Here is a 21,498-nt window from a genome sequence, read left to right as displayed (position 1 = left end):
CCACTTCAATCGGTCAGTAAATCACCCGCTGGTCGATCAGGCTCCGGCGCTCCTCGCTGCTTAAGCCGAGCAGTTCACCGAACACGTAGTCCTCGTCCTCGCCGAGCCGCGGCGTGCCGCGCGTCATGCCGGCGTCGGACTTCGAGAAGCGGATCGGGACCTTGATCGCGGCGCGCTGGTGGCCTGTCGTGTCCTGGACATCGACGACGGTGCCACGCTCACGCAGATGCCGGTCGTGCGCGATGTCCTCCATGTTGCAAGACACATGCGCCGCAATTCCGGCCGCCTGTAGCATCCGCTCGGCTTCGCCGGCCTCGCACGTCACCGTCCAATGCTCGATCTCGTCATGGAGCACCCGCCGGTGTGCGTGTCGGCTCGAAGCGGCCTGAAACCGCGGATCGGTGAGCAGGTGCGGCGCATCGATCAGCCTGACAAGGGCCCGCCATTCGGCATCGGAGCCGACCGCGATGGTCAACCAGCGATCCTCGTCGCGGGTCCGGAACACACCATGCGGCGCCAGGCGCAGATGATCATTGCCGATCCGCGTCGGTTTACCTCCTGCGGCGGCGAACAGCAGCGCCTCGCCGACCAGCGAGCAGGCCACTTCCCGCGCGCTCACGTCGACATGGCCGCCGCGTCCGCTGTGGCGAAGGCGATACACCGCAGCCACAGCCGCCATCGCCGCGTTCATGCCGACGCTGTGGTCCATCACATGCCGCATCTCCACCGGCGGTCCGTCTTCATAACCCGTGAGATAGCCGAGCGCGCCCCAGGCGCCGAACAGCGGCGCATAGCCGGCAAAATGCGAATCCGGCCCGCTCTGCCCCGACGATGACACGGACACCATCACGACGGAGGGTTTCAGCGCCGCGAGCGCCGCGTAACCGAGACCCAACCTTTCCATCACGCCGGGTCGAAAGCTTTCACAAACCAGATCGCTCACACCGACCAGCTTCTTTGCCAAGGCGACACCTTTGGCATCCTTCAGATTGATGCGCACCGACAGTTTGTTCGCAGCGACCTGGTCGAAGCTCGCAGGTCCCATCCGGCCATAGACCGGATGCGGCTTGCGGAAGATGTCCGGACGTGACGCGCTCTCGATCTTGATGCACTCGGCACCCAGCTGCGACAGGATGTGCGTGCAGAAAGGACCCGCGGCATGCAGCGTGAAATCAGCGATACGGACTCCGGCAAGCGGCTTCATGAGGCCTCCGCGGCAATCGCCGGCTGGTCGCGGCGGCGCTTGACCGCCAGCAGATGCTGATGCTCGCCGAGCCGCGGCGGCCCTGCCCTCAAACCCGGTGCCGCGCCATCGACGTGGAGCGGTGCGGCCAGGATCGGCAGACGACCCGCGCCGGGAATCTCGACCGGTTGAAACAGGTTCCGCGCGCGCTCATGCGCGCCAGACAGTACTTCGGCGGGACTGCCGTATTTTGCCATGGGAACGCCGAGCGCCTGCGCCCGCGCGACGACATCGGCGGTCCGCTGCTCGAGCGCCCAGGCGCGAATGGCGCGGTTGATCTCTGCGCCGCGCCGGCTGCGCTCCAGCGCGTCCGACAGTGCAGGATCGAGCATCCAGTCAGGGCGCCCCATCAGCTCGACGAGGCCGCGCCATTGCCGGTCCTCGAGCGTCAACAGCTCGACATAGCCGTCGGCGCATGCGAGCACGCCACCATATTTGAAGGAGCGCGTCTGGCGGTGTTCCAGCGAACCGTCGCCAAGACGCTGGAGCGCGAATGCGCCTACGGCAAGCGCCGCATCCTGTACCGAGACATCGACGCTTTCGGCACCGCCGTGCTCGCGACCGATCAATGCGGACAGTGCTCCGAGCGCCGCAACCACGCCGCCCTGATATTCGGCGAAGTGTCCGTAGACTTTCAGCGGCGGACGATCGGGAAACAGCTCTGCCGCGAGACCATTGGGCAGCAGGAAGCCTTCGCCCGATGCGTGGATCAGATTGATCTCCTCGGCGTGCCAATCGGCCTTCGGTCCGAAGGCGCCGAACGGCAGCACCGAGACGTCGATCAATTTTGGGTAGCAGCTCCCGAGGCTCGCTTCATCGAGCTCCAGCGCGATGCGTTCGCCGGGACGGAGATCATGGATGAAGACGTCGGCCGCGGCCAGCAGCGCGGACAGCCCTGCCCGCCCGGCCGGTGTCGCGAGATCGCAGGTGACACTTTGCTTTCCAGCCGCCAGGAACGCGAACAGCGCGCTTGCCTCGTTGGCCGGAGGAAGCGTCGGCGGCTCACGACGAAGGGGGTTGCCGTCCGGCGGTTCGACGAGAACCGTCTCGGCACCGAGCGTGGACAGGAGGCGGCCGGCATGGCTCGCCGCGACCCCTCGCGAGATTTCGACGACGATCACTCCCGCCAACAGCGGCGCGACGGCCCCTTCCGTCATGGCAACGCTTCCCCTTGTTGTTCTTGTCGGCGTCTCCGGAGCATGACGCGGCGACGCGCATCATGCTCCCGGTTTTTAGTTCGGGTCCGCGCTAGCGGATCGTCGGCAGTTCCAGATTGAGCTCTCCGCCGTCGAAGAACACGCGGTTCTTCACGTTGCGCGACGGCAACATCACGGTAGCAAGGCCGGGCGTGGTCAATTCACCGCGCTGGTTCTCGCCATGGATTTCGAGATCGACCAGCGCAAAGCCGTCCTTGACGTATTTCCTGCCGACCTTGCCCCTGCACCATGTGGAATCGCCCATGGTGTTGAAGCGCCGCATCTCGGTCCGCACGCGCTTGAGGAAGGCCGCATCTCCCATCCAGTTGGTGACGAGGCTCGCGAGCCAGGAGGAGCGCTGCGGACCGTAGTCGTAGGTCCCGGGGACGCCGACTTCCTTCGCGACGGACTCGCGATGATGTCCGATGCCGGTATATTCGATACCGCCGCCCGCTTCCGGATTGCGGAAGAAATGGCCGGGATGCTTGACCGCCGATTTCAGCACGATGCCATGGGTGTGGCCGCGACCGCAGCCGACCAGGAAGCCCATCGTGTCCATCAGCGAGAGCGGCCCGCGCACGATCGGCGGCAGCTCGTCACCCTCATTGACGTCCTCGAAATAGCGCACCGCGGTACCGCGCATCCGCTCATCCTCCTTCAGGATGGCTTCGTCGAGCGCGGCGAATTCATCGGCCGTGTATTCGTATGGCTTGACGTCCTTGTACTTGCCGGCATCGCGCGCGGCCTTGCGCTCGTGGCGCGTGCAGGTCCCGAGCGCGCGGGCGACGATCTCGCCGCGCTGATTGGAATAGGTGGCTTCGACATATTGCAGGACGAGGCGGCCGGAGAACTTGCTCTCCTTCTCCTCGATGCCGACCACGCGTTCGATCGCGGTGATGCGGTCGCCGGGCCGGATGTGGCGGAACAGCTCCCAGTCGTTGCCGGCATAGAAGCCGTGCACGCCCGGAAGGCCCCAACGGGTGCGGCCGATCCAGCCGAACGCCATCGGAAACATCGGATGCGCGACGTTCGATCCGTAGCGGCTCTGGCGTCCATGCTCGGCGTCGCGGTACAATGGATTGAGATCGCCGATGCCGTTGCAAAAATTGCGGATCGTGTCCTCGGTGGCGTCCTGGAGATACGGTCCCTCCGGGCGAAGCTGGAGGCCGATCATGCTGCGTGCCTGCGCGATCGCCTCGTCGGTGATCTTTCCTTCCGCCGGTGCGTGACCGACCTCTTTTTCCATCACATCTGACATTCTCGTCTCCAATCCCTGTATGAGTTGACGTTTGCTAGGCTGCGGGTTTCATGACGCGGGCCAGTGCCGCCGCGGCGGCTGCCGCGAGACCGTCGAGATCTCGCGCGATCACGACGCCGGCACGATTCAGCGCCTCGACCTTGGCGGCCCAACTCTCGGCGTAGGAGCCGATCATCGCGGCGGCGTGCCCCATCTTCTTGCCGGCGGGCGCGGTGCGGCCGACGAGCAGGGCCGTCGATGGCTTGGCATCCGGACGCCCGGCGTATTCGGCAAGCGCATATTCCTCGGAGCCGCCGATCTCGCCGAGATAGATGATGGCACGCGTGTCCGGGTCGCGGTGAAACAGCGCGATCGCTTCCGCGGCATTGACGCCGCGCACGGGATCGCCGCCGATGCCGATCACGCTGGTCTGGCCGAGACCGGCCGACGACAGCCGGAAGCAGGCTTCATAGGAGAGCGAGCCGCTGCGCGAGATGACGCCGATCGGTCCCGGCGCGTAGCAGAAGGAGGGCATGAAGCCGAGCTTGGCCTTGCCGGGAGAGATCAGGCCGGGCGAGTTTGGACCGACCAGATGCGCGCTATGTTCCAATGCGGCCGCACGCATTTCCATCGCGTCCAGCACCGGCAGGCCGTCGCCGGGATAGGCGATCAGCGGACAGCCCGCCTCGATGGTCTCGAGCACCGCATCGAGCGCAACCACGGCCGGCACGTAGACCAGTGCCGCATTGGCTTGGGTTTCCTTCATTGCAGCTGCAACGCTGGAAAAGACCGGAACGCCCTCGATCGTCTGACCGCCGCGCCCCGGCGCCACGCCGGCCACGACCCTGGTGTGACTCTGCGCGAGATCCTTGACTGAAAACGTCCCGAACTTGCCGGTGATGCCGACAATCAGCACGCGTGCATCCGCATCGAGAAGGATGCTCATGACCGCGCCTCCGCAACTTGCTTGACGATGTCGGTCACGGCCACTTCCAACGTCGCATGGTTCCGATGGCCGGCGTCGCGCAGGATGGTCGTCGCGAGATCGCTGCGCGTGCCGTTCAGCCGCAGCGTCACCGGTTTCGCCGCTGCCCGCTTCGCGAGAAGCTCGACGAGGGTCTTGGCGACGCGATCGGTGTGCAGCCCACCGCCGAACATGCTGACCAGAATGCCCTTCACGTTCGGCGCGCGATCCAGAAGGTCGAAAGCAAGCCCGAAACCCGCAGGCGTCGGATTGCCGCTCACGTCGAGGAAGCACGCCGGCTGCGCGCCGGCGCCGTCGATCGCATCCATCGCCGCCATCGTCATGCCGGCGCCGCCCGAGATCAGGCCGATCTCGCCGTCGAGCCAGACCAGCATCAGATTGGCCTCTTCGCACAGCCTGATGTCACGCTCAGCCTTTTCACGGGACGCCGCAATGGCCGACGCCGTGGCCGCCTTGCGAAATGCCGCGGCCTCGTCGAGAACGATCTTCGCGTCCGCCGCGATCAACGAACCGCTCCTGGCAACGACCAGCGGATTGATCTCCACCGTCGTGCATTCATTCGTCTGCGCGATCTCGAGCAGGCGCCGCGCAGTGGAGATCACGCGTTCGCGCACCTTGGCGTCGCTTTCGACCGGTTCGAGAAGCGCGCGGAATTCGTGAGCGCGGAAATTGCGGGCGAGCCCGACCGGATAGCTCAGCGGCGGCGGTCCGTCCTCGATGTTGATCCCACCGCGCGGCGAATAGAGCACGTTGAAGCCCCCGACACGGCTGTCGATCGCCACAGCGAGATAGAGCTCGCGCTCGATATCGAGCCAGCTTTCCACCAGCACCGACGACGGCGCCTCGCCGGCGAACCGCATGCCCATGATCGCGCCGAATGCGCTCTCCAGCTCGGATGGCGAATTCGCCTTCCGAATGCCCCCGGCTTTGCCTCGCCCCCCGGCGGCGACTTGTGCCTTGACCGCAACCGGGAAGTCGGCGCGGCAACCGCGGACGTCGTCCAACGATCGCAACTCGTGGCTTGAGGGTGTGATGACGGCAGCAGCGCGCAGCAGCGCCTTGCCATGGGCTTCGGTCAGCAACATAGAATGCATAATGCATTCTATTTAGCGGCGGTCAACGGCTCATTTGCGAGATTTTCGGCTTCCGACGGAGATAAATCCTCTGAAAGGGTGAGAGATTTGACCTGGGCTCCTGACGGAGCCCTGGCCTACTCCACGGATAATGCATTTTTCTGGTAACGGCTGGTATTTGGCACTGGGCAGATGTATCCCCCGGCTCTCAACCAGGAAAGTGAGCCTCGCTGCCCTGGGCAATCCGCCTGCGCCGCACGATCTTGTCGCGAAAAGGAGTTCCGCGGTCGAGTTGGCTGCGGAGCTCAAGTCCAGGGAGGAAACGCCTCTGGGGCGACGGCGATCGTATTGACCGCCGCTATTCTCCAGCAGAACCAATTGCGTCCCTGGAGATCGTTAGGAGCGGCAGATCCACACCGCTCAATCTGTGCACGACGTGAGAGCAGCTACTTTGCGCGGCTCATTTCACATCTTAAGTGCAAAGGGATCACGCTCTTCGTTTGAGAAATCGATCATTACGTTCTTAGTTTGCAGAAATTCATCCAAGGCCGCTACGCCGCGCTCCTTGCCAAATCCGGACTCCTTGAACCCGCCGAATGGAGCCATCGCGCTGGAAGCGCGGTATGTGTTCACCCAAACCGTTCCTGCGTGAACCGCCCGCGAAACACGCAGTGCGCGCGATAAATTCGTCGTCCAGACTCCGGAAGCCAGTCCATACTTCGTATCGTTGGCGATGTGGATTGCTTGATCCTCGGTATCGAAGGGAATGATTGACAGCACAGGTCCGAACACCTCCTCCTGTGCGATGGCCATCTTGTTCTCCACGCCGGTAAAGATGGTCGGCTCAATGAAGAGGCCCTTTCCCAGACCATGGCCTGTCGCATGTTTTCCGCTGCAAGCCAGAACCGCCCCCTCCTTTTGGGCATCGCCGATGCATTTGAGGATACGATCGAATTGCGGCTCATTCGCCACGGTCCCCATATCCGTCGTCTTCTCCAGCGGATTGCCAAGTCTTATCTTCCCAGCGCGGGCGACGAGCCGCTTCACGATCTCATCGTGAACGGAACGCTGGACGAGGAGGCGTGAACCGGCGATGCAGGTTTGACCGGTCGCGCCGAAGATGCCGGCAAGAGCGCCAACCGTGACCTTATCAAGATCCGCATCGTCGAATATCACGTTGGGAGACTTTCCCCCCAGTTCCAGAGTGACTGGGACGAGCAAGCGGCCTGCCTCCGCTGCGATTTGACGGCCGACATTCGGGCTGCCTGTGAAACTGACACGATCAATTCGTCCACTCGAGAGCAGAGCCTGCCCCGTCCTGTAGTCGCCGGTCACGACGTTGATGACACCTGCCGGAAACCCTGCCTCACGGACAAGTTCGGCGAATTCCAGCGTCGTCACGGATGCGTGCTCGGAAGGCTTGATGACGACGCAATTGCCAGCGGCAAGTACGGGTGCAAGCTTATTGGCAAGCAGGCCCATGGGAGAATTCCAAGCAGTAATGAGGATCGCAACGCCGATCGGCTCCCGACGCGTGAAGTCGAACACGTCACGCTGGTCCAGAGGAATCGTATCGCCGAAGATCTTGTCGGCGCAGCCCGCGAAAAACCGATAGGCGCGAGCCGCAAAATGCATCTGGCCGTGCGTCTCCCGGATAATCTTTCCGTTGTCGGTGCTCTCCATGATGGCGATGCGCTCTGCCTGCGCATCAAGCAAGTCGGCCAGCTTGTTGAGCAACGTCGCGCGAGCGAGCCCGGATGTTTTGCTCCAAACCGATTCGTAAGCTCGCCTGGCGGCAGCAATCGCATCGGCGACTTGCCCCGGAGTTGCCTGCGGGACCAACGCCCATTCCTCGCGGCTATAGGGGTTTATCGCGGCAAACCATTCCTGGTTCGGCGCGCTCACCGTTTCGTTCGCGATGGCAATTCCGTACTTCTTCGGCGTGATCCGTTATCTCCGCAATTGGTGAACCGTTGCGCTTTTGATCCGGACAGCGTGTCCTGCGTCGACCTTCACCTCCGGCTTCGGTCGATGATTAGGCAGGGCTTCCGCAGGGATCGGCGTCCAGTCGCGCGATGCCATCGAGCCCTTCCCGCGCAGCAGGAAACAGCGACAACACCTGCCGATCGTGACCTGGAATGATGTGGGACGGGCTATCGGCCAATTTCTGAATCACCGCGAAGCCATTCAGCATCTGGTTCATGTCGAACAACACTGGAAATGGCCGACGCCGCAGAATGTTGGCGTAATAGTGCGAGGCGTCCGAGGCGAGCACCACGTGACCTCGTCTCGTCTTGACCCTCACGATCTGAAGTCCCGCGGTGTGGCCGCCCAGCCAGTGCAAGGATATTCCGTCAGCGAAATCGGAATTTGGATCGTGAAGTGTCACACTCCCTTCGAAATTCCGCCTGATGATGTGGCTGACGTCCTCCGCGTTATATGCCTTCTTCTGCTCGGCATCGCACATGCACCGGCCGGTGCAGAAATGCATTTCGCGCTCTTGCACGTGATACCGCGCCCGGGGAAACAGGTCGTGATTACCGGCATGGTCCCAGTGCATGTGGGTCAGGATGACATCCTTGACGTTATCGGGGTTGACATCGATCTGCTTCAGGCCATCGGCGACTGGTCGCGTCACGGCATAGCCGCGAGCCTTTCCGGCCTTCTCGTCGAAGCCGGTATCGACGATCACCGTACGGTCCCGGCCAACCAACGCCCAGACGAAGAAGTCCATCGGCATGTCGGTGTCCGGCGTATCGTTCTCGATGAAGTTTACTGACGAGCGCCGGTCATCCTTCCTGGCGTATCGGATCGCATAGATTTCATACTCGGACATTTCGTCGTTCACTGGCGTTCGATGCCAGCTTCCCTCGTTGTAGCGGCCCACAATTCCATGTCGTCCTTGACATGTTTGGCGAAGTCCACAGGGCCGATCCATTGAGCCTCGAAGCCGATATCGGCGAGACGGCTACGTATCTCGGCCTCACCCAACACCTCGCGGACCCCCTCGGAGAGCTTTGCCACGATCTCGGGTGGCGTATCCTTGGGAGCGAAAAGCCCCGTCCACGCGGAAATAGTGATGAACGCGAGACCTCCCTCCTTCATGGTCGGGATCTCAGGGAAACGCGAACTGCGGTCCGGGTTGGTGGTTGCGAGCGCACGTGCCTGACCCGCCTCCACCTGGGAGACTGCCGGCGCCATGTCCATGAACGTCATGGAGACGCGTTGCGCGATGATGTCGGTCACCACCTGCGGGCTATTTCGATAGGGCACGGCAGCAATATCAATGCCGGCCCTGCGTTTGAACGCCTCGCCGGACAGTTGACCGAGCGCGTTGGCGTAACCGAACGTCAACGAACCTGGCTTGCTCTTCGCGAGCGCCACCAGATCGGCCACGTTTTTGACAGGTAGCCCGGGGTCGACAATCAGATAGTAGGGAAACAGGCCGAGCTGCGAAATGGGAACGAAGTCAGCTATGGGATCGTATTGTATCGATTTCAGCAGGCTGGGGTTGGCCGCGTGGGTGGACGTTCCGCCAACCAGCAAAGTGTATCCGTCCGGCGCTGAACGAGCAGCGGCGGTCGCCCCCAACGCCCCGTTCGCGCCGACGCGATTATCGATAACAATCGTGATTTTCAACAACTCGGACAGCCGTTGAAACACGATACGCGCGACTCCATCGGTCCCGCTGCCAGGGGCAAACGGGGCGATGACGGTAATGCGTTGTGAAGGATAGTTTTCCGCCGCTGCTTGATTCAAGTGCGACAGAAGCAGCGCGATCGTCAACAACAACACCCGCACAAAACCCTCCCATTGATTATTGTTGCTATTGGTTGAACCCGAAAGTGGAGCTCAGCCGCCCTCACCTGTTGATCATGATTTCTTGGACGAGCGCTCGATGATCTTCACGATGACCGGCCAGTAGTTCGCCCCAAATCCGTTCTGAGACGCTTCAGTCAGAAGACTGGCGCCAAGGGCGGCTTCCCTCGCCTCGATCCCGGCGTCCTTTGCCATGTCGAGCGCGTAGGAAACGTCCTTGTGCATGTAATCGGTCGAAAACACCCGCTCAGGAAATTCTCGCGCGGCAACCGCCTTGTACCCGTGATTGCGCAGCGCAAAGCTGTCCGCGGAGCCCTTCGAGAATGCGTCGAACAGGGTCCTGGTCGATACGCCCGCCGATTCCGCAATCGCGGCGGCTTCGCACAGTGCAGTCACAGTCCCCACCACAACCATGTTGTTGAGGATCTTCACGACCTGGCCGGATCCGACATCACCGCAGTGGGTCACTTCGGAAGCAAAGCAGCGCAACAGCGGCTCGATGCGGGCAAACACTTCCGATGTTGCGCCCACCGAAATTGCAAGCGTACCCGCCTCGGCCGCCGCACGCGTCCGAGCGACAGGCGCATCGGCATAGTCGGCTCCCTTTGCGGCGAAGGTGCCGGCCAGCTCGCGTGTCAGTTTCAGCGGGCTCGTGGAGAGGTCGACGATGGTCTGACCGGAGCGTGCGAGTTCAACGAGCCCTCCGGGCATCTCGCATATCTTCTTGAGATGCTCGCCGCTGGGCATCGAAATGAAGATAACGTCCGCCTTCGCCAAGCCGGCAATAGAGCCAGCATCAACGGCGCCGAGCTGGACCAATCGTGCCACGGGTTCGGCATTGATGTCGTGAACCAGAACCTTCCCCTTCATCTTTTGCACAAGGTGCCGGCACATGGGCTCGCCCATGACGCCTAAACCGATGAAGCCGAAGGTGGTAGAGCCAGTCATGGTTATAACTCCGGGATTTCCTGACAGACAAAAAGGTCAGAGGCCGAGATAGGCTTGCCGTACGTAGTCACTGGCCAGCAGGTCCTTGCCTTTCCCGCTCAGCGCGACCGCGCCGGTTTCCAGCACAAGGGCCTCGTTGCATAGATTGAGGGCGAGCTTAGCATTCTGCTCGACCAGGATGATCGACATTCCGATATCCCGGTTGATGTCGACGATAATGCGCGCGATCTCTTCAACCACGATCGGGGCAAGACCAAGCGAAGGTTCGTCCAGGAGCAACAGGCGCGGCCTGGCCATGAGAGCACGGCCGATGGCGACCATCTGCTGCTCACCGCCCGACAAGGAGCCGGCCATTTGGCTTCTGCGCTCAACCAGGCGGGGAAAATATCCGTAGATCTGGTCCAGCGTCTTCTTCTGGTGAGCCTTGTCACGCTGCGAATAACCGCCGACCAGGAGGTTATCGAGCACACTCATCTGTGGGAAAACGCGACGTCCTTCGGGCGAAAGCGCGATACCGCGCCCGACTCGCTGAGGAGCGGAAACTCCATCAATGCGGTGGCCGTCAAAGTAGATCTCTCCGCGGCTGACGGGTTTGAGGCCGATGATGGCCTTCATCGTTGTCGTCTTGCCCGCACCGTTTGAACCGATCAACGAGACAATAGCGCCCTTCGCAACGGAAAGGCTCAAATTGCGGACAGCTGTGACATCACCATAGGCAACGTTGATGCCGCGAACCTCAAGCATGGACTGCCTCCTTGCCGAGATAGGCCTCGATCACGAGCGGGTTTGACACGATTTCGGCGGGAGCACCTTCCGCGATCAGTGTTCCATGATCCAGCACCACGACACGATTGCAAAGGCCCATGATGGTGCGCATGTGATGCTCCACCATGACCATGGTCACACCGCGTTCCGACTTCAGCCGGCGCAGGACCGACGCGAGCTCGGCCGCTTCCTCGGGATTGAGGCCGGCAACCGGCTCATCCAGCATCAAGAGCTTCGGATTACTGGCGAGCGCTATCGCAATGCCCAAGCGACGCTGCTCGCCGTAAGAGAGCTCGCGTGCTTTCAGGCCCACACGGCGTGTCAATCCAAACAGGTCGAGGACTTCGAACGCTTTCTGCTCGGCCGCTGCGCGCCATTCGTTCGAGAAAAACCCTCGCCACAAGCCGACCGCACTTGAAGCGAAAGTGCCACGAATGGCGTTTTCAATGACCGTCGCCTCCGGATAGACCGTCGCGGCCTGGAAGGTCCGTGAGAGCCCCTGGCGAACCGTCTGATTGGCTGGCTGCCCCGATATATCCCGGCTCAGGAACCGAACGCGCCCTGCAGATGGTTTCAGCACGCCAGAGATCACATTGAACAACGTGGTCTTGCCGGCGCCGTTCGGGCCGATGAGGCCGAGAAAGTCACCCTCGTTGACGTGGAAAGATACGTTTCGAACGGCCACAAGCCCGCCGAAAGACCGCTTCAAGCTATCGACTTCAAGCATGCTCATGGCACTTCCTTGGCCACGACCGCTGCGCCGGCTTTTGCACTTCGTTGGCGCGAGCGCCAACTCAAGACAAGGCTCGCCAGGCCATTGGGGACGAACATCAGGCAGAGCACGAGCATGGCGCCGTAGATGATATGCTGTAGTCCCTCAGTGGCGCGCAGCAGCTCCGGCAAAGGTGTCAGGACAAGGACACCAACCACCGGTCCCAGCACGCCGTCCCGTCCGCCGACCACGAGCATGGTCAGGTAAGAGACGGACTCCCAGAACGTATATGAATCCGGCGAAATGAAACGCAGATAGTGTGTCGACAACGCACCTGCGAAGCCGGCGATGCCCGATCCGATCGTAAAGGCAATGACCTGGACCCGATGGGTATCCACGCCGCTCGATTCGGTGAGACGCTGATTCTCGGCCGTGGCTGCCATCATCGTACCTAACGGCGAACGGTAGAGCAGCCAGGTCAAGAGCAGCGTCGCCAACGCACAGACGAGCGCAAGGGGATAGAATTGCGGTTTGGTGAGAAGGACGTGCCCGAAAATCGAAATCGGGGGCACGCCGACAAGTCCATTTGCCCCACCTGTGACGGAGCTCATGTCGAGCGCCAGCAACACCGCAATCTGACTGAAGGCAAAAGCCACCAGCACGAAATACACGCCGCGCAAACGCAGGATGATCCAGCCAAGGGCGGCAGCGATAGCGGCGGCGACCAGCCCTGCGATGAACAGGCTCAGCAGAGGCGACAACCCCTTCATCGACAACAGCGCCGAGACATACCCGCCGATCAGCGCAAAACCGCCATGGCCCATGGATAGCTGTCCGGCCCTGGCAATGATGGCGAGACCCAGCACGAGCATGAGATTCATGCAACCGATCGTCGCCAGGTGGATATAGAACTGGTTCGGCGCGAACCAGGGCAGCAGCGCAGCAAGGACAACCGCCGCTGCGACGCCGAGATAGCGCATCGGCTTGAATTCGGTTGTGTGGGGAGTCATGCCTCGCGCTCCTTTCGACCCAACAGGCCTTGCGGGCGTAGCAGCACGACGGCGATCACGACCAGGAATTGGAGAATCTCGGCGAGCGAGGCACTCACAAACGTGCCGGCGAAGCTCTCGATCAAGCCAATGAGCAATCCGCCTGCGACGGCGCCGGGAACGCTACCGAGCCCTCCAATGACGACGATCACGAAGGCTTTCAGCGTCGGCGCCAGGCCGATGAACGGTGAGACCGACAGAACCGGGGCCATGAGAACCCCGGCAAATGCCGCGAGGCTTACGCCCAACACGAACGCGCTGGGAAATATGACGTCGACGCGAATGCCTTGTACCTGCGCAATCTCGGCGTCCTGGGCCACGGCGCGCATGGCGCGACCAATGCGGGTATGGGCGATCAACACATTGAGCGATACGACGGCGACGATCGCGCCGATGATAACCACCAGCCGCGACCAGGGGAAGACGACGCCGCCGACGGACAGCACGCCGGAGACGACCGGCGGCACGGTGCGTGACGATGATCCCCATATCAGAAGCGCGCTATTCTGAATGATCAGAGCGACGCCGACCGAGGCGATCATACCGTTCAGCTCGTTGCCGCGAAACCGGCGGAAGACGATCCGCTCCATCAGCAATCCCAGCAAAGCTGTGGCGCCAACGGCAAGCGCAACGCTGATGACGAACGGCAACTCGTTGCTGCCGTAGAGGATAGCGAACAGAAACGCGCCGACCATGTAAAACTCGCCATGCGCGAAATTCACGATGCGCATGATGCCGAACACCATGGTGAAGCCGATGGCCATCAGCACATAGATCATGCCCACCATGAGGCCGTTCACGACCGTCTGGACTAAAATGACATTCATGCTCACGGGACGACGACTCCAATCGCATCAGCGAGGCGCGGAGCGCCTCGCCTGTTCCAACGGTCGCTTATCGGCACGCGTTGACGTCGCAAGTCGCCACTTTCGCGACAACGCCGTCCTTGATCTGCCCTACGTAGAACGGAAGATCGATCTGGTGCTTGATTCCGTACTTCTGCTCGCCGGTCCAGCCCGCTTTGCCCATCGCAGTGGGAACATCGGACAATCCATCAAGCGTCGTCGCAATCTTCGTCGTGTCGTCCACGGTCCCGGCTTTCGTCATGGCTGTAAACAACATCTGCAAGCCGGCATAGAAGAACGGGCTGAACCCGTTCATGTTCGGCCCATACTTGGCCTTGAAGCGAGCAACGTAGGCCGCCGTATCCGGCAAGCTCGTATCGATGGGGAGATGGACGTAGGTACCCTCAGCCGCATCCTTGCCCGCGACCTTGAGCATTTCGGCAGCGACATCGCCGCCGGTGACAAACACCGGACCGCGGTAACCCAGCTCGCGTGCCTGCTTCAGAATGAGACCGGCGGTGGTCGGAGAGTTGCCGCCAAGCTCGAGACCATCGGCCTTCATCAGAATGCGCGTAAGGATGGGGACAAAGTCGACGCGCTCACGTTCAAAATACTCGACCTGCAGCTTTGCTCCGGCCTTGGCGTATGAGTTGAAGTTCGCCACACCGATCTGCTGCCCGGTTTCATCGTTGGGAAGCAGCGACACGACCTGCTTGGCTGACGTGTTCTTCATGAGCCACGCCACCTGCGGATCAGAGAATTCGCCGGTCGTGATCACTGGACGATACGCAAACGGCGCATCGGCCCCAAGCGCCCGCGGCGTGAAGGCCAGCGTCATGGTGATGACCTTTCCGGACGTGGTCTGATCCTTTGTCGCCACCGCCGCTGCCGATCCCATCGGACCGACCACGAAGTGAATTCCGTCCTGGATCATCAAGCGATCCATGGACGTGACCGCATCCTGGGCGCGATAGCGGTCGTCGTATTGCTTGATCAGCACCTTGTAGCGTTTACCGGCAACCTCGAGGCCGCCGTCTTTATTGACATCTTCCGCAGCAAAGTTGGTAGCGGCGAGCATACCTTCGGCAAACGCCGCGCCCGCGCCAGAAAAACTAGCGTGCACACCGATCGTAACGCTGTCTTCGGCCCGGGCTGCGGCAGAACACGCGACCGACGCGGCCAGTACAACAATCAACTTAAAACGATTCATTTCAATCACTCCCTAGGGTGTTACTCTTGTCGGCCTTGCTCTTTTTTTGCAGGTAAGGCTTATCGTTGCGACGGCGACTTTCGAAGCACGTCGGGCTCGTTCGCGGGTCAAGGGACCCAGTTCGTCTCCTCCGGCTCATGCGTTCCCCGAGATGCGAAGACAATTTTTTTTGGCGCGGCCTGAGCGCTCCGTCCCTGCAACAAGCGCGAGACCATCGCGAGGTCCGTCACCTTGTCGATTGTCTCGAGTCGCTCGAATAGCGGAGCGATATGATCGCGAGGCAGAACGGCACTGGCTTGCTGCTCAAATTGATCCCAAAGATCAGTTCCGGGCGGCGATTGAATTGCAAGAAGGTCGTTAGCCCCTTCCATTGGCGCCAGAGTCGAGGACGAAGCTGTGCGAGATGAACTCGCGCCCTCCTCGCTTTTGGCCAACTCGATACAAAATGTCTCGTCCATCGCTTCCGCAAGCAGCGCCGCCAACAATCCGTTTCTCATGCTTAGACCAACCATGAACGACGAGGGCCCGACCTGGCTGGCGGGAGGACCGCCAGGATTTGTCACGCCTGCTATCAGCAACGCGGACGAAATCTTCGGACGGCTCAATTTGATCACGCGGGTTGCCGCTACGACGGCGCCGAACAAGGCGGATGTGAGCTGACCGGTCATGGCTACCGGAGCGGAAGCTGGGACTGTCGACGCAACGGCCAGAGACAACCCTGCGCCAAACATCAGCGCGTCGAGAAACTCCTGCCCTGTCTTCCGGCGCTCCTCGCAAAGCCCAAACAGCGAAACAATATAGGCAGCGCTTCCAGCGTCCGAAGACACTCCGGATCCGGCCGCTGCCGCCGTGGCATTGATCAACGCAGCATCGACTGCGCTCGTGCGCCGTTGGGTCCCGAAGATGAGCGACGGGCCGCCGGCCATCGCGACGCCATGCGTAGTTAGCAAAGCCTTCGGCACGGCTGTCGACGCGCCAGACAGCGCCTGACCAAACGCATGAATGACTGCGGCCTTGGTTCGGCCCACCGCCCTTGCGTCCCAATGCTGCGCATTGTGGGCGCTGATCTGCTCGGCCAGGCCTTCGGCGGAGAAATCAGATCTCGGCTTCGTCGCGCCAACACTCATCGCGATGCCACGGCGCGCGCTTGTGCGACGTTCTGCTGGCCAGCAGCGTTTCGGCCTGCAATTCTACCGAATGTTGCGCCAGAGACGAGGCCGGTGCCCGCGGGATAATTGTCATAGAACAGACCGCCGACGAGTTCGCCGCAGCAATAGAGTCCCTTGATCGGACGCCAGTCCGTACCGATCACCTCGGCGTCCTCGTTGATCTTCAGGCCACCGAACGTGAAGGTGATCCCGCCGGTCGCGCTGTAGGCATAGTAGGGAGGCTTGTCGAGCCGGAGCGCCCAATTGGTCTTTTCAAGGTCGAGCCCTTTGGTCGAAAGGCCATCCTTTTTCGTGGGATCGAAGCCCTCTTCCGCTGAACGCGCGTGATCGTTGTAGCGCTGGACGGTCTTGAGCGCCTGGTCCTTGTCGTCGATATCCAATTGCGCAATCAGATCTTCAAGGGAGTTGGCCTTGATTGGATCGCTTGTCGAATAGCGCGGCTCGAGCAGGTGGATCACCTTGCTGTCGAACAGCTGGTAGGCCTTGGCGCCGGGCTCGGCGAGAATGGCGCGACCGAATTTGGCATACGTAAAGAGGGCGCCGTCTTCGCCTTCATCGACGAAGCGCTTGCCCTTGCGATTGATCATCACCGAATAAACGTAGGACAGACGATTGCTTCGGTCGGTCATTTCGCGAGGCGCGAAGTCGCCCCAATCCGCGCTGATCGGCGTTGCGTGGCAGCCGCTCCACTGCCCCCACGGCATGGCTCCGATGGCCAGAGCCATCCGCAGGCCATCACCCTGGTTGTGCGGTGTCCCGCGGACCTTCGCTGCGCCGACCAACGGACCGATGTGTTGCGTGCGCATCTGCACGTTTGCTTCAAAGCCGCCGCAGCCGAGCACGACGGCTTTCGCTCCGAGCGATTTAACGCCTTCGTCATCCTTGGTCTTGACGCCGACGACGCGACCCTGGTCGTCCAGGAGCAGCTCCGAGACGGCGTTGCCGTATCGCACCTCGATTCCCATCCGTTCGCACGTCGCGAACCAGCTCCGCGATAAACCAACGCCTTCGTGCGCTGCGCGCACAACTAGCCCACGCGCCCAGACCATGACGTTGTCTTTCTTGACGGCAGAAAGACTGATCGCCGGCTCCATCTTGATGCCGCCGGTGTCCTTCATCCAGCGAACGGTCGCCTGCGAGCTCGACACGAGAAGATGAGACAGGACTGGATCCGTGCGCCCGCTGGTAACGCGCATGAGGTCGCCGTGAAAGTCTTCCTGCGTGTAAGGCGAAATGCCGTCGTAGAAGTTCTCGAATTCGTTTTCGACGCCCGGCAGAAGCGCCCCGATGTCGCGCGGCTCGTCATAGGCGAAGCGCAGCACACCGCCGCTCCAGTGCGTGTTTCCGCCTCGCATTTCGCGGGGAGCCTTCTCAAGAACGACGACACGATCTGCGCCGTTTTCTTTCGCGGAGACTGCCGCGGCCAAAGCAGCGTTTCCCGCGCCAACGACGATCACATCGAACTCTTCGTGCATTTCCGTTCCTTCCCGCCGAGCCTTCACTTTTTCGCTTATGTATTCTTACGGATACCAGTGTATACATTGGAATGCAAGACGAGTTAGTGCAATCGCAGATATGACGAAAACTAACGTTGGAACAGCATGTTACGGGAAGATTGCGGCTGATCTGAAGGTCGGAGACAGCCCGTGAGCGACAAAGTAAAGACGGCGGCTCACACGTTGGTTCAGGCGCCGTCTTGTTCGCGGCGCATCTCCAGCTCACGCTCTTTCGCCAGGATCGACCGACGGGTCTCGAGCGCGCTCAGGACATGCGCCCGTGCCAGACGCTCGGCCTTTTCCCCTTTTCTTTGCGAAATAGCCTGCACGATTGCGGCATGCTCCGCCTGGGCGACAGCGAAGCGGCCCTTCTCTGACAATGTTGTTGGGCCCAGAAGAGCGATCGCATCTTGCAGGGCCGACAAGCTCTTTTCGAGATAGCGATTGTGAGACGCTACTTGAATCGCGTCATGGAATTCCCTGTTGTGCCGGTAGAGGTTGAACGGCTCGCGATTGAGCTTTTCACCTTCGGCCACAAGCCTGGCAAGTACGGCAAGATCCTTGGGGCTTGCGTGCTTTGCGGCCATCGCCGCCGCGGTGCCTTCAAGCGCCGCGCGCATCTCGTAGAGCTCCTCGACTGCATCCATGTCGAGCACGGAAACGACCAGCCCGGTTCTCGGGCGAAGATTCAGCAAGCCCTCAAGCTCGAGTCTCGTGAGCGCCTGACGGGTTGGAGTTCGGCTGATGCCAAGATGCTCCGCCAATTCGATCTCGCGCATGCGCCGCCCCGGGGCGAAGCGCCCTTCTATGATCTCACGCCGCAGCGCCGCATAGGCATAGTCGGCAGCGGATGCGAACTTCGTGCGGTCCGGCAACACCATCTCGTCGTTCATAAAGTCATCCCAATCTCTTTCGGCAGGAGCAACTTCGCCAAGAACGACGCGCCAAACCGTCCATCACCAAGCTGCGTCTGATCCTTTGACCACATCAGGCAACGCGATCGGCGCACGACCTTTTGCCGTCACCGTCAGTCTGAAGCGGGGTAACAAACATCCAACAAGCAGAATAAGAGTAGCAGCCTCGCACGTGAATGTATACAGTGGTATCCAATGGATACATCAGTATGCAGAACGAGGCGGCGCGCTATGCCACAGAACAAGCTCAAAGCTACTTTCATGCGCGGCGGCACTTCGAAAGCCGTCGTGTTCAACAGGCAGGATCTGCCGGAGGATCCCGCACAATGGGATCCGATCTTCTTGTCCGTGATGGGCTCGCCTGATCCCAATGGCCGCCAACTGGACGGAATGGGTGGTGGGCTGTCGTCTCTTTCAAAAGTATGCGTCGTCGGCTTGCCGACGCGTCCGGACGCCGACATCGACTACACATTCGCTCAGATCTCGGTGAAGAGTGCTGTAGTCGACTACAGTGCAAATTGCGGCAACATGTCCTCGGCGATGGGACCGTTCGCGGTCAGCGAAGGGTTGGTGAAGGCGCCCGCAGATGGCGAGGCCGTTGTGCGCATCCACAACACCAACACTGGCAAAATCATCGTCGCACGCTTCCCCATGAATGATGGAGAAGTGGAGACCGACGGTGAAATGACGATCGATGGCGTCGGCGGACAGGGAGCGCCGGTTCGGCTTGAATTCCTCTATCCAGGCGGCACCAGAACCGGGCGCCTGCTACCGACCGGACGCCCTTGCGATCACCTCGACATTCCCGGCCTTGGTTCCGTTGAGGCATCTCTTGTGGATGCGGCCAATCCTTGCGTCTTCGTTGCAGCCATGTCCATGGGCAAAGACGGCAGCGAGATGCCCGAAGCACTCGAGAACGATCCAGTGTTTCTCGATCGGATGGAGGCGATTCGTTGCGCGGCCTCCGTGGCGATGGGTCTTGCACCGAACGCTGCGGAGGCGGCGAATATCCCCAGTGTGCCCAAGGTGGCAATGATTGTGTCGCCGCGCGAGATGACAACCTTGTCGGGCCAACGGCTCGGGCCTTCTGATATGTCCCTGGGCATTCGGATGATTTCGATTGGTCAGCCGCACCGGGCAGTACCGATCACCGGCGCCACCTGCCTCGCAATCGCTGTACGCATCGCAGGCTCCCTCCCGAACCGGATGGCGCGCGCTGGCGAAGGCCCGATCACCATCGCCCACCCTTCAGGGACGACCGTGGTCGATGCAGCCGTAGAACACGCCGATGACCCTGCGAAGACGCGGGCGCTTCATGGCGCCGTCTATCGCACCACACGACGACTGTTTGAGGGGAACGTTTTTTATCGAACTGCCCAAGCTACTGCGCAAGCACGGCGCAGCGCGTAACGATACCGGAGCGATGGACGATGACTTATCTGACCGCAACCGACACCAATCCCAAGGCTTCGGGCCTCCGGTTTCGCGATCTGCTTGCGCGTCCCGGCATTCTGGAGATGCCCGGCGCTCACAATGGAATGGCGGCACTCCAGGCCAAGCAGGCCGGTTTCACCGCTCTGTATTTGTCGGGCGCAGCGATGACTGCATCTATGGGCATTCCGGATCTTGGCATCATCACCGTGGATGAAGTGTCGTTCTTTATACGTCAACTCAAGCGCGCAGCCGATCTCCCTATCCTGGTGGATGGAGATACCGGCTATGGCGAAGCGCTCAACGTCATGCACATGGTGCGCGTTTTTGAAGACGCGGGCGCGGCTGCGGTACAGCTGGAAGATCAGCTGCTGCCAAAAAAGTGCGGTCACCTGAACGACAAGAAGCTCGCGGACCCACGCGATTTTGCCACGAAGATTGCTGCGGCCGCAAAAGCTCGACACCATCTCTATATCGTGGCGCGCACGGACGCCGCGGCGGAGGAAGGGATCGAAGGAGCCGTTGCGCGCGCGAAGCTCTATATCGAGGCAGGAGCGGACGCCATTTTTCCTGAGGCTCTGACCAACTCCGAGATGTTCCGCGAATTCTCGCGCCGGATGCCCGGCGTCCCCTTGCTGGCCAATATGACGGAGTTTGGTCGAACTCCGTTCTTTACGGCGCCCGAGTTCGAAGCGATGGGCTACAAGATGGTGATCTGGCCGGTGTCGTCCCTGCGGGTTGCCGCACGCGCGCAGGAGACCCTTTACGCTGCTCTGAAGCGCGACCACAGCACTCACGGAGTCCTTGATTTGATGCAGACCCGCGCCGAGCTTTACCGCACGATCGGCTATGTTGACTACGAAGCGCTTGATCAAAATATCGTTCGCACCATCGTTCCGGAAGGGACGCCGCAAAATTCGCCGGCCTGAAAGGGTTTCGGCACCTCAGCAATGCCAAGGGCCGTTCGGACATTTGGCCTCAAAGACCCCTCTTGAGTATCCTTCGCTTTCTCGCTGTGTCCTAACGATGGCATGAGCGCGAAAGCATAGCGCTCGTTCAATCAAGCCGGAGTCTGCCCGCGCAACATCTACAGAAATAGGCGGCTGTATTTGTTGCATTCCTTCCAACGCCGTTGGAACGCTCGTTACGGAGGGTCGAAAATGCCTCATTCGGGGAAATTCGTTTGTTACTAGGCGGTCCTCGGGGGTCGGCGCTGCCGAATACTAGGCTCTGACGCCTCAGGCGTGCCAGTTTACGGCGAAGTCGCCAAGGGCCCGACGTGGGGGCGTGACGAACTCGAACGGTAAAAATAGGCCGCAAGACAATGACGTCTTGCGGCCATCCGGGTAAAAATTTCTAAGTGAACTATGCTGCCAGCCCCGGTGCGTGTAGGCCTATAGACACAC

The 21,498-nt window shown here is 61.1% G+C and carries 19 protein-coding genes; 2 read left to right on the top strand and 17 right to left on the bottom strand.

Annotation, left to right across the window (positions count from 1 at the left end):
- Positions 1 to 13 precede the first annotated feature (13 nt).
- The 17 genes from ABIB73_RS18265 to ABIB73_RS18185 form a co-directional block, all read right to left on the bottom strand.
- Positions 14 to 1,204: a CaiB/BaiF CoA transferase family protein gene (locus tag ABIB73_RS18265; protein ID WP_354225885.1), complete on the bottom strand. Its 1,191-nt coding sequence runs from the start codon at positions 1,202 to 1,204 to the stop codon at positions 14 to 16.
- Entirely contained in the window at positions 1,201 to 2,400 is a 1,200-nt protein-coding gene (locus ABIB73_RS18260; RefSeq protein WP_354225883.1) for a CoA transferase, read from the bottom strand. Before ABIB73_RS18260 ends, ABIB73_RS18265 begins: the two co-directional genes overlap by 4 nt.
- 91 nt (positions 2,401 to 2,491) lie before the next feature.
- A complete protein-coding gene (locus ABIB73_RS18255) occupies positions 2,492 to 3,697 on the bottom strand; it encodes an FAS1-like dehydratase domain-containing protein (RefSeq protein WP_354225881.1) in 1,206 nt (401 codons plus the stop codon).
- Between the two features lie 34 nt (positions 3,698 to 3,731).
- On the bottom strand, positions 3,732 to 4,622 hold the full coding sequence (locus ABIB73_RS18250) for a succinate--CoA ligase subunit alpha (RefSeq protein WP_354225879.1): 891 nt from the start codon (positions 4,620 to 4,622) through the stop codon (positions 3,732 to 3,734).
- Positions 4,619 to 5,755: an ATP-grasp domain-containing protein gene (locus ABIB73_RS18245; protein ID WP_354225877.1), complete on the bottom strand. Its 1,137-nt coding sequence runs from the start codon at positions 5,753 to 5,755 to the stop codon at positions 4,619 to 4,621. The genes ABIB73_RS18250 and ABIB73_RS18245 overlap by 4 nt, the downstream gene beginning before the upstream one ends.
- Positions 5,756 to 6,199: 444 nt before the next feature.
- Positions 6,200 to 7,639 carry an aldehyde dehydrogenase gene (locus ABIB73_RS18240; protein ID WP_354225875.1) on the bottom strand — a complete coding sequence of 480 codons (1,440 nt, stop codon included), beginning with the start codon at positions 7,637 to 7,639 and terminating at the stop codon, positions 6,200 to 6,202.
- Between the two features lie 130 nt (positions 7,640 to 7,769).
- Complete coding sequence (locus ABIB73_RS18235; RefSeq protein WP_354225874.1) at positions 7,770 to 8,570, bottom strand: N-acyl homoserine lactonase family protein; 801 nt, start codon at positions 8,568 to 8,570, stop codon at positions 7,770 to 7,772.
- 8 nt (positions 8,571 to 8,578) lie between these two features.
- Entirely contained in the window at positions 8,579 to 9,520 is a 942-nt protein-coding gene (locus tag ABIB73_RS18230) for a Bug family tripartite tricarboxylate transporter substrate binding protein (protein WP_354225872.1), read from the bottom strand.
- 87 nt (positions 9,521 to 9,607) lie between these two features.
- A complete protein-coding gene (locus tag ABIB73_RS18225) occupies positions 9,608 to 10,501 on the bottom strand; it encodes an NAD(P)-dependent oxidoreductase (protein ID WP_354225870.1) in 894 nt (297 codons plus the stop codon).
- A 36-nt stretch (positions 10,502 to 10,537) separates the two neighbouring features.
- On the bottom strand, positions 10,538 to 11,245 hold the full coding sequence (locus ABIB73_RS18220) for an ABC transporter ATP-binding protein (RefSeq protein ID WP_354225868.1): 708 nt from the start codon (positions 11,243 to 11,245) through the stop codon (positions 10,538 to 10,540).
- Positions 11,238 to 11,999 carry an ABC transporter ATP-binding protein gene (locus ABIB73_RS18215; protein WP_354225866.1) on the bottom strand — a complete coding sequence of 254 codons (762 nt, stop codon included), beginning with the start codon at positions 11,997 to 11,999 and terminating at the stop codon, positions 11,238 to 11,240. Before ABIB73_RS18215 ends, ABIB73_RS18220 begins: the two co-directional genes overlap by 8 nt.
- Positions 11,996 to 12,958, bottom strand: coding sequence for a branched-chain amino acid ABC transporter permease (locus ABIB73_RS18210; protein ID WP_354225864.1), 963 nt, complete (start codon positions 12,956 to 12,958; stop codon positions 11,996 to 11,998). The genes ABIB73_RS18215 and ABIB73_RS18210 overlap by 4 nt, the downstream gene beginning before the upstream one ends.
- A 26-nt stretch (positions 12,959 to 12,984) precedes the next feature.
- Entirely contained in the window at positions 12,985 to 13,854 is an 870-nt protein-coding gene (locus ABIB73_RS18205) for a branched-chain amino acid ABC transporter permease (protein WP_354225954.1), read from the bottom strand.
- Between the two features lie 67 nt (positions 13,855 to 13,921).
- On the bottom strand, positions 13,922 to 15,082 hold the full coding sequence (locus tag ABIB73_RS18200) for an ABC transporter substrate-binding protein (protein ID WP_354225862.1): 1,161 nt from the start codon (positions 15,080 to 15,082) through the stop codon (positions 13,922 to 13,924).
- A 107-nt stretch (positions 15,083 to 15,189) separates the two neighbouring features.
- Positions 15,190 to 16,209 carry an MmgE/PrpD family protein gene (locus ABIB73_RS18195; protein WP_354225860.1) on the bottom strand — a complete coding sequence of 340 codons (1,020 nt, stop codon included), beginning with the start codon at positions 16,207 to 16,209 and terminating at the stop codon, positions 15,190 to 15,192.
- A complete protein-coding gene (gene tcuA / locus ABIB73_RS18190; RefSeq protein WP_354225858.1) occupies positions 16,206 to 17,726 on the bottom strand; it encodes an FAD-dependent tricarballylate dehydrogenase TcuA in 1,521 nt (506 codons plus the stop codon). Before tcuA ends, ABIB73_RS18195 begins: the two co-directional genes overlap by 4 nt.
- Positions 17,727 to 17,935: 209 nt before the next feature.
- Complete coding sequence (locus tag ABIB73_RS18185; protein ID WP_354225856.1) at positions 17,936 to 18,640, bottom strand: GntR family transcriptional regulator; 705 nt, start codon at positions 18,638 to 18,640, stop codon at positions 17,936 to 17,938.
- Positions 18,641 to 18,892: 252 nt separating this feature from the next.
- Between ABIB73_RS18185 and ABIB73_RS18180 the strand changes: the two genes are divergently transcribed.
- Together ABIB73_RS18180 and prpB are read left to right on the top strand one after the other, a co-directional pair.
- The gene (locus ABIB73_RS18180) at positions 18,893 to 20,071 is read left to right on the top strand and encodes a 2-methylaconitate cis-trans isomerase PrpF family protein (RefSeq protein ID WP_354225854.1); all 1,179 of its coding nucleotides are present in this window, start codon (positions 18,893 to 18,895) and stop codon (positions 20,069 to 20,071) included.
- Between the two features lie 20 nt (positions 20,072 to 20,091).
- Positions 20,092 to 21,021, top strand: a complete 930-nt coding sequence (gene prpB, locus ABIB73_RS18175) for a methylisocitrate lyase (protein WP_354225852.1) — start codon at positions 20,092 to 20,094, stop codon at positions 21,019 to 21,021.
- Positions 21,022 to 21,498: the final 477 nt, after the last annotated feature.

Source organism: Bradyrhizobium sp. F1.4.3, from assembly GCF_040548375.1.
Classification (GTDB): domain Bacteria; phylum Pseudomonadota; class Alphaproteobacteria; order Rhizobiales; family Xanthobacteraceae; genus Bradyrhizobium.
This window is presented reverse-complemented; position numbering and strand designations above follow the sequence as displayed.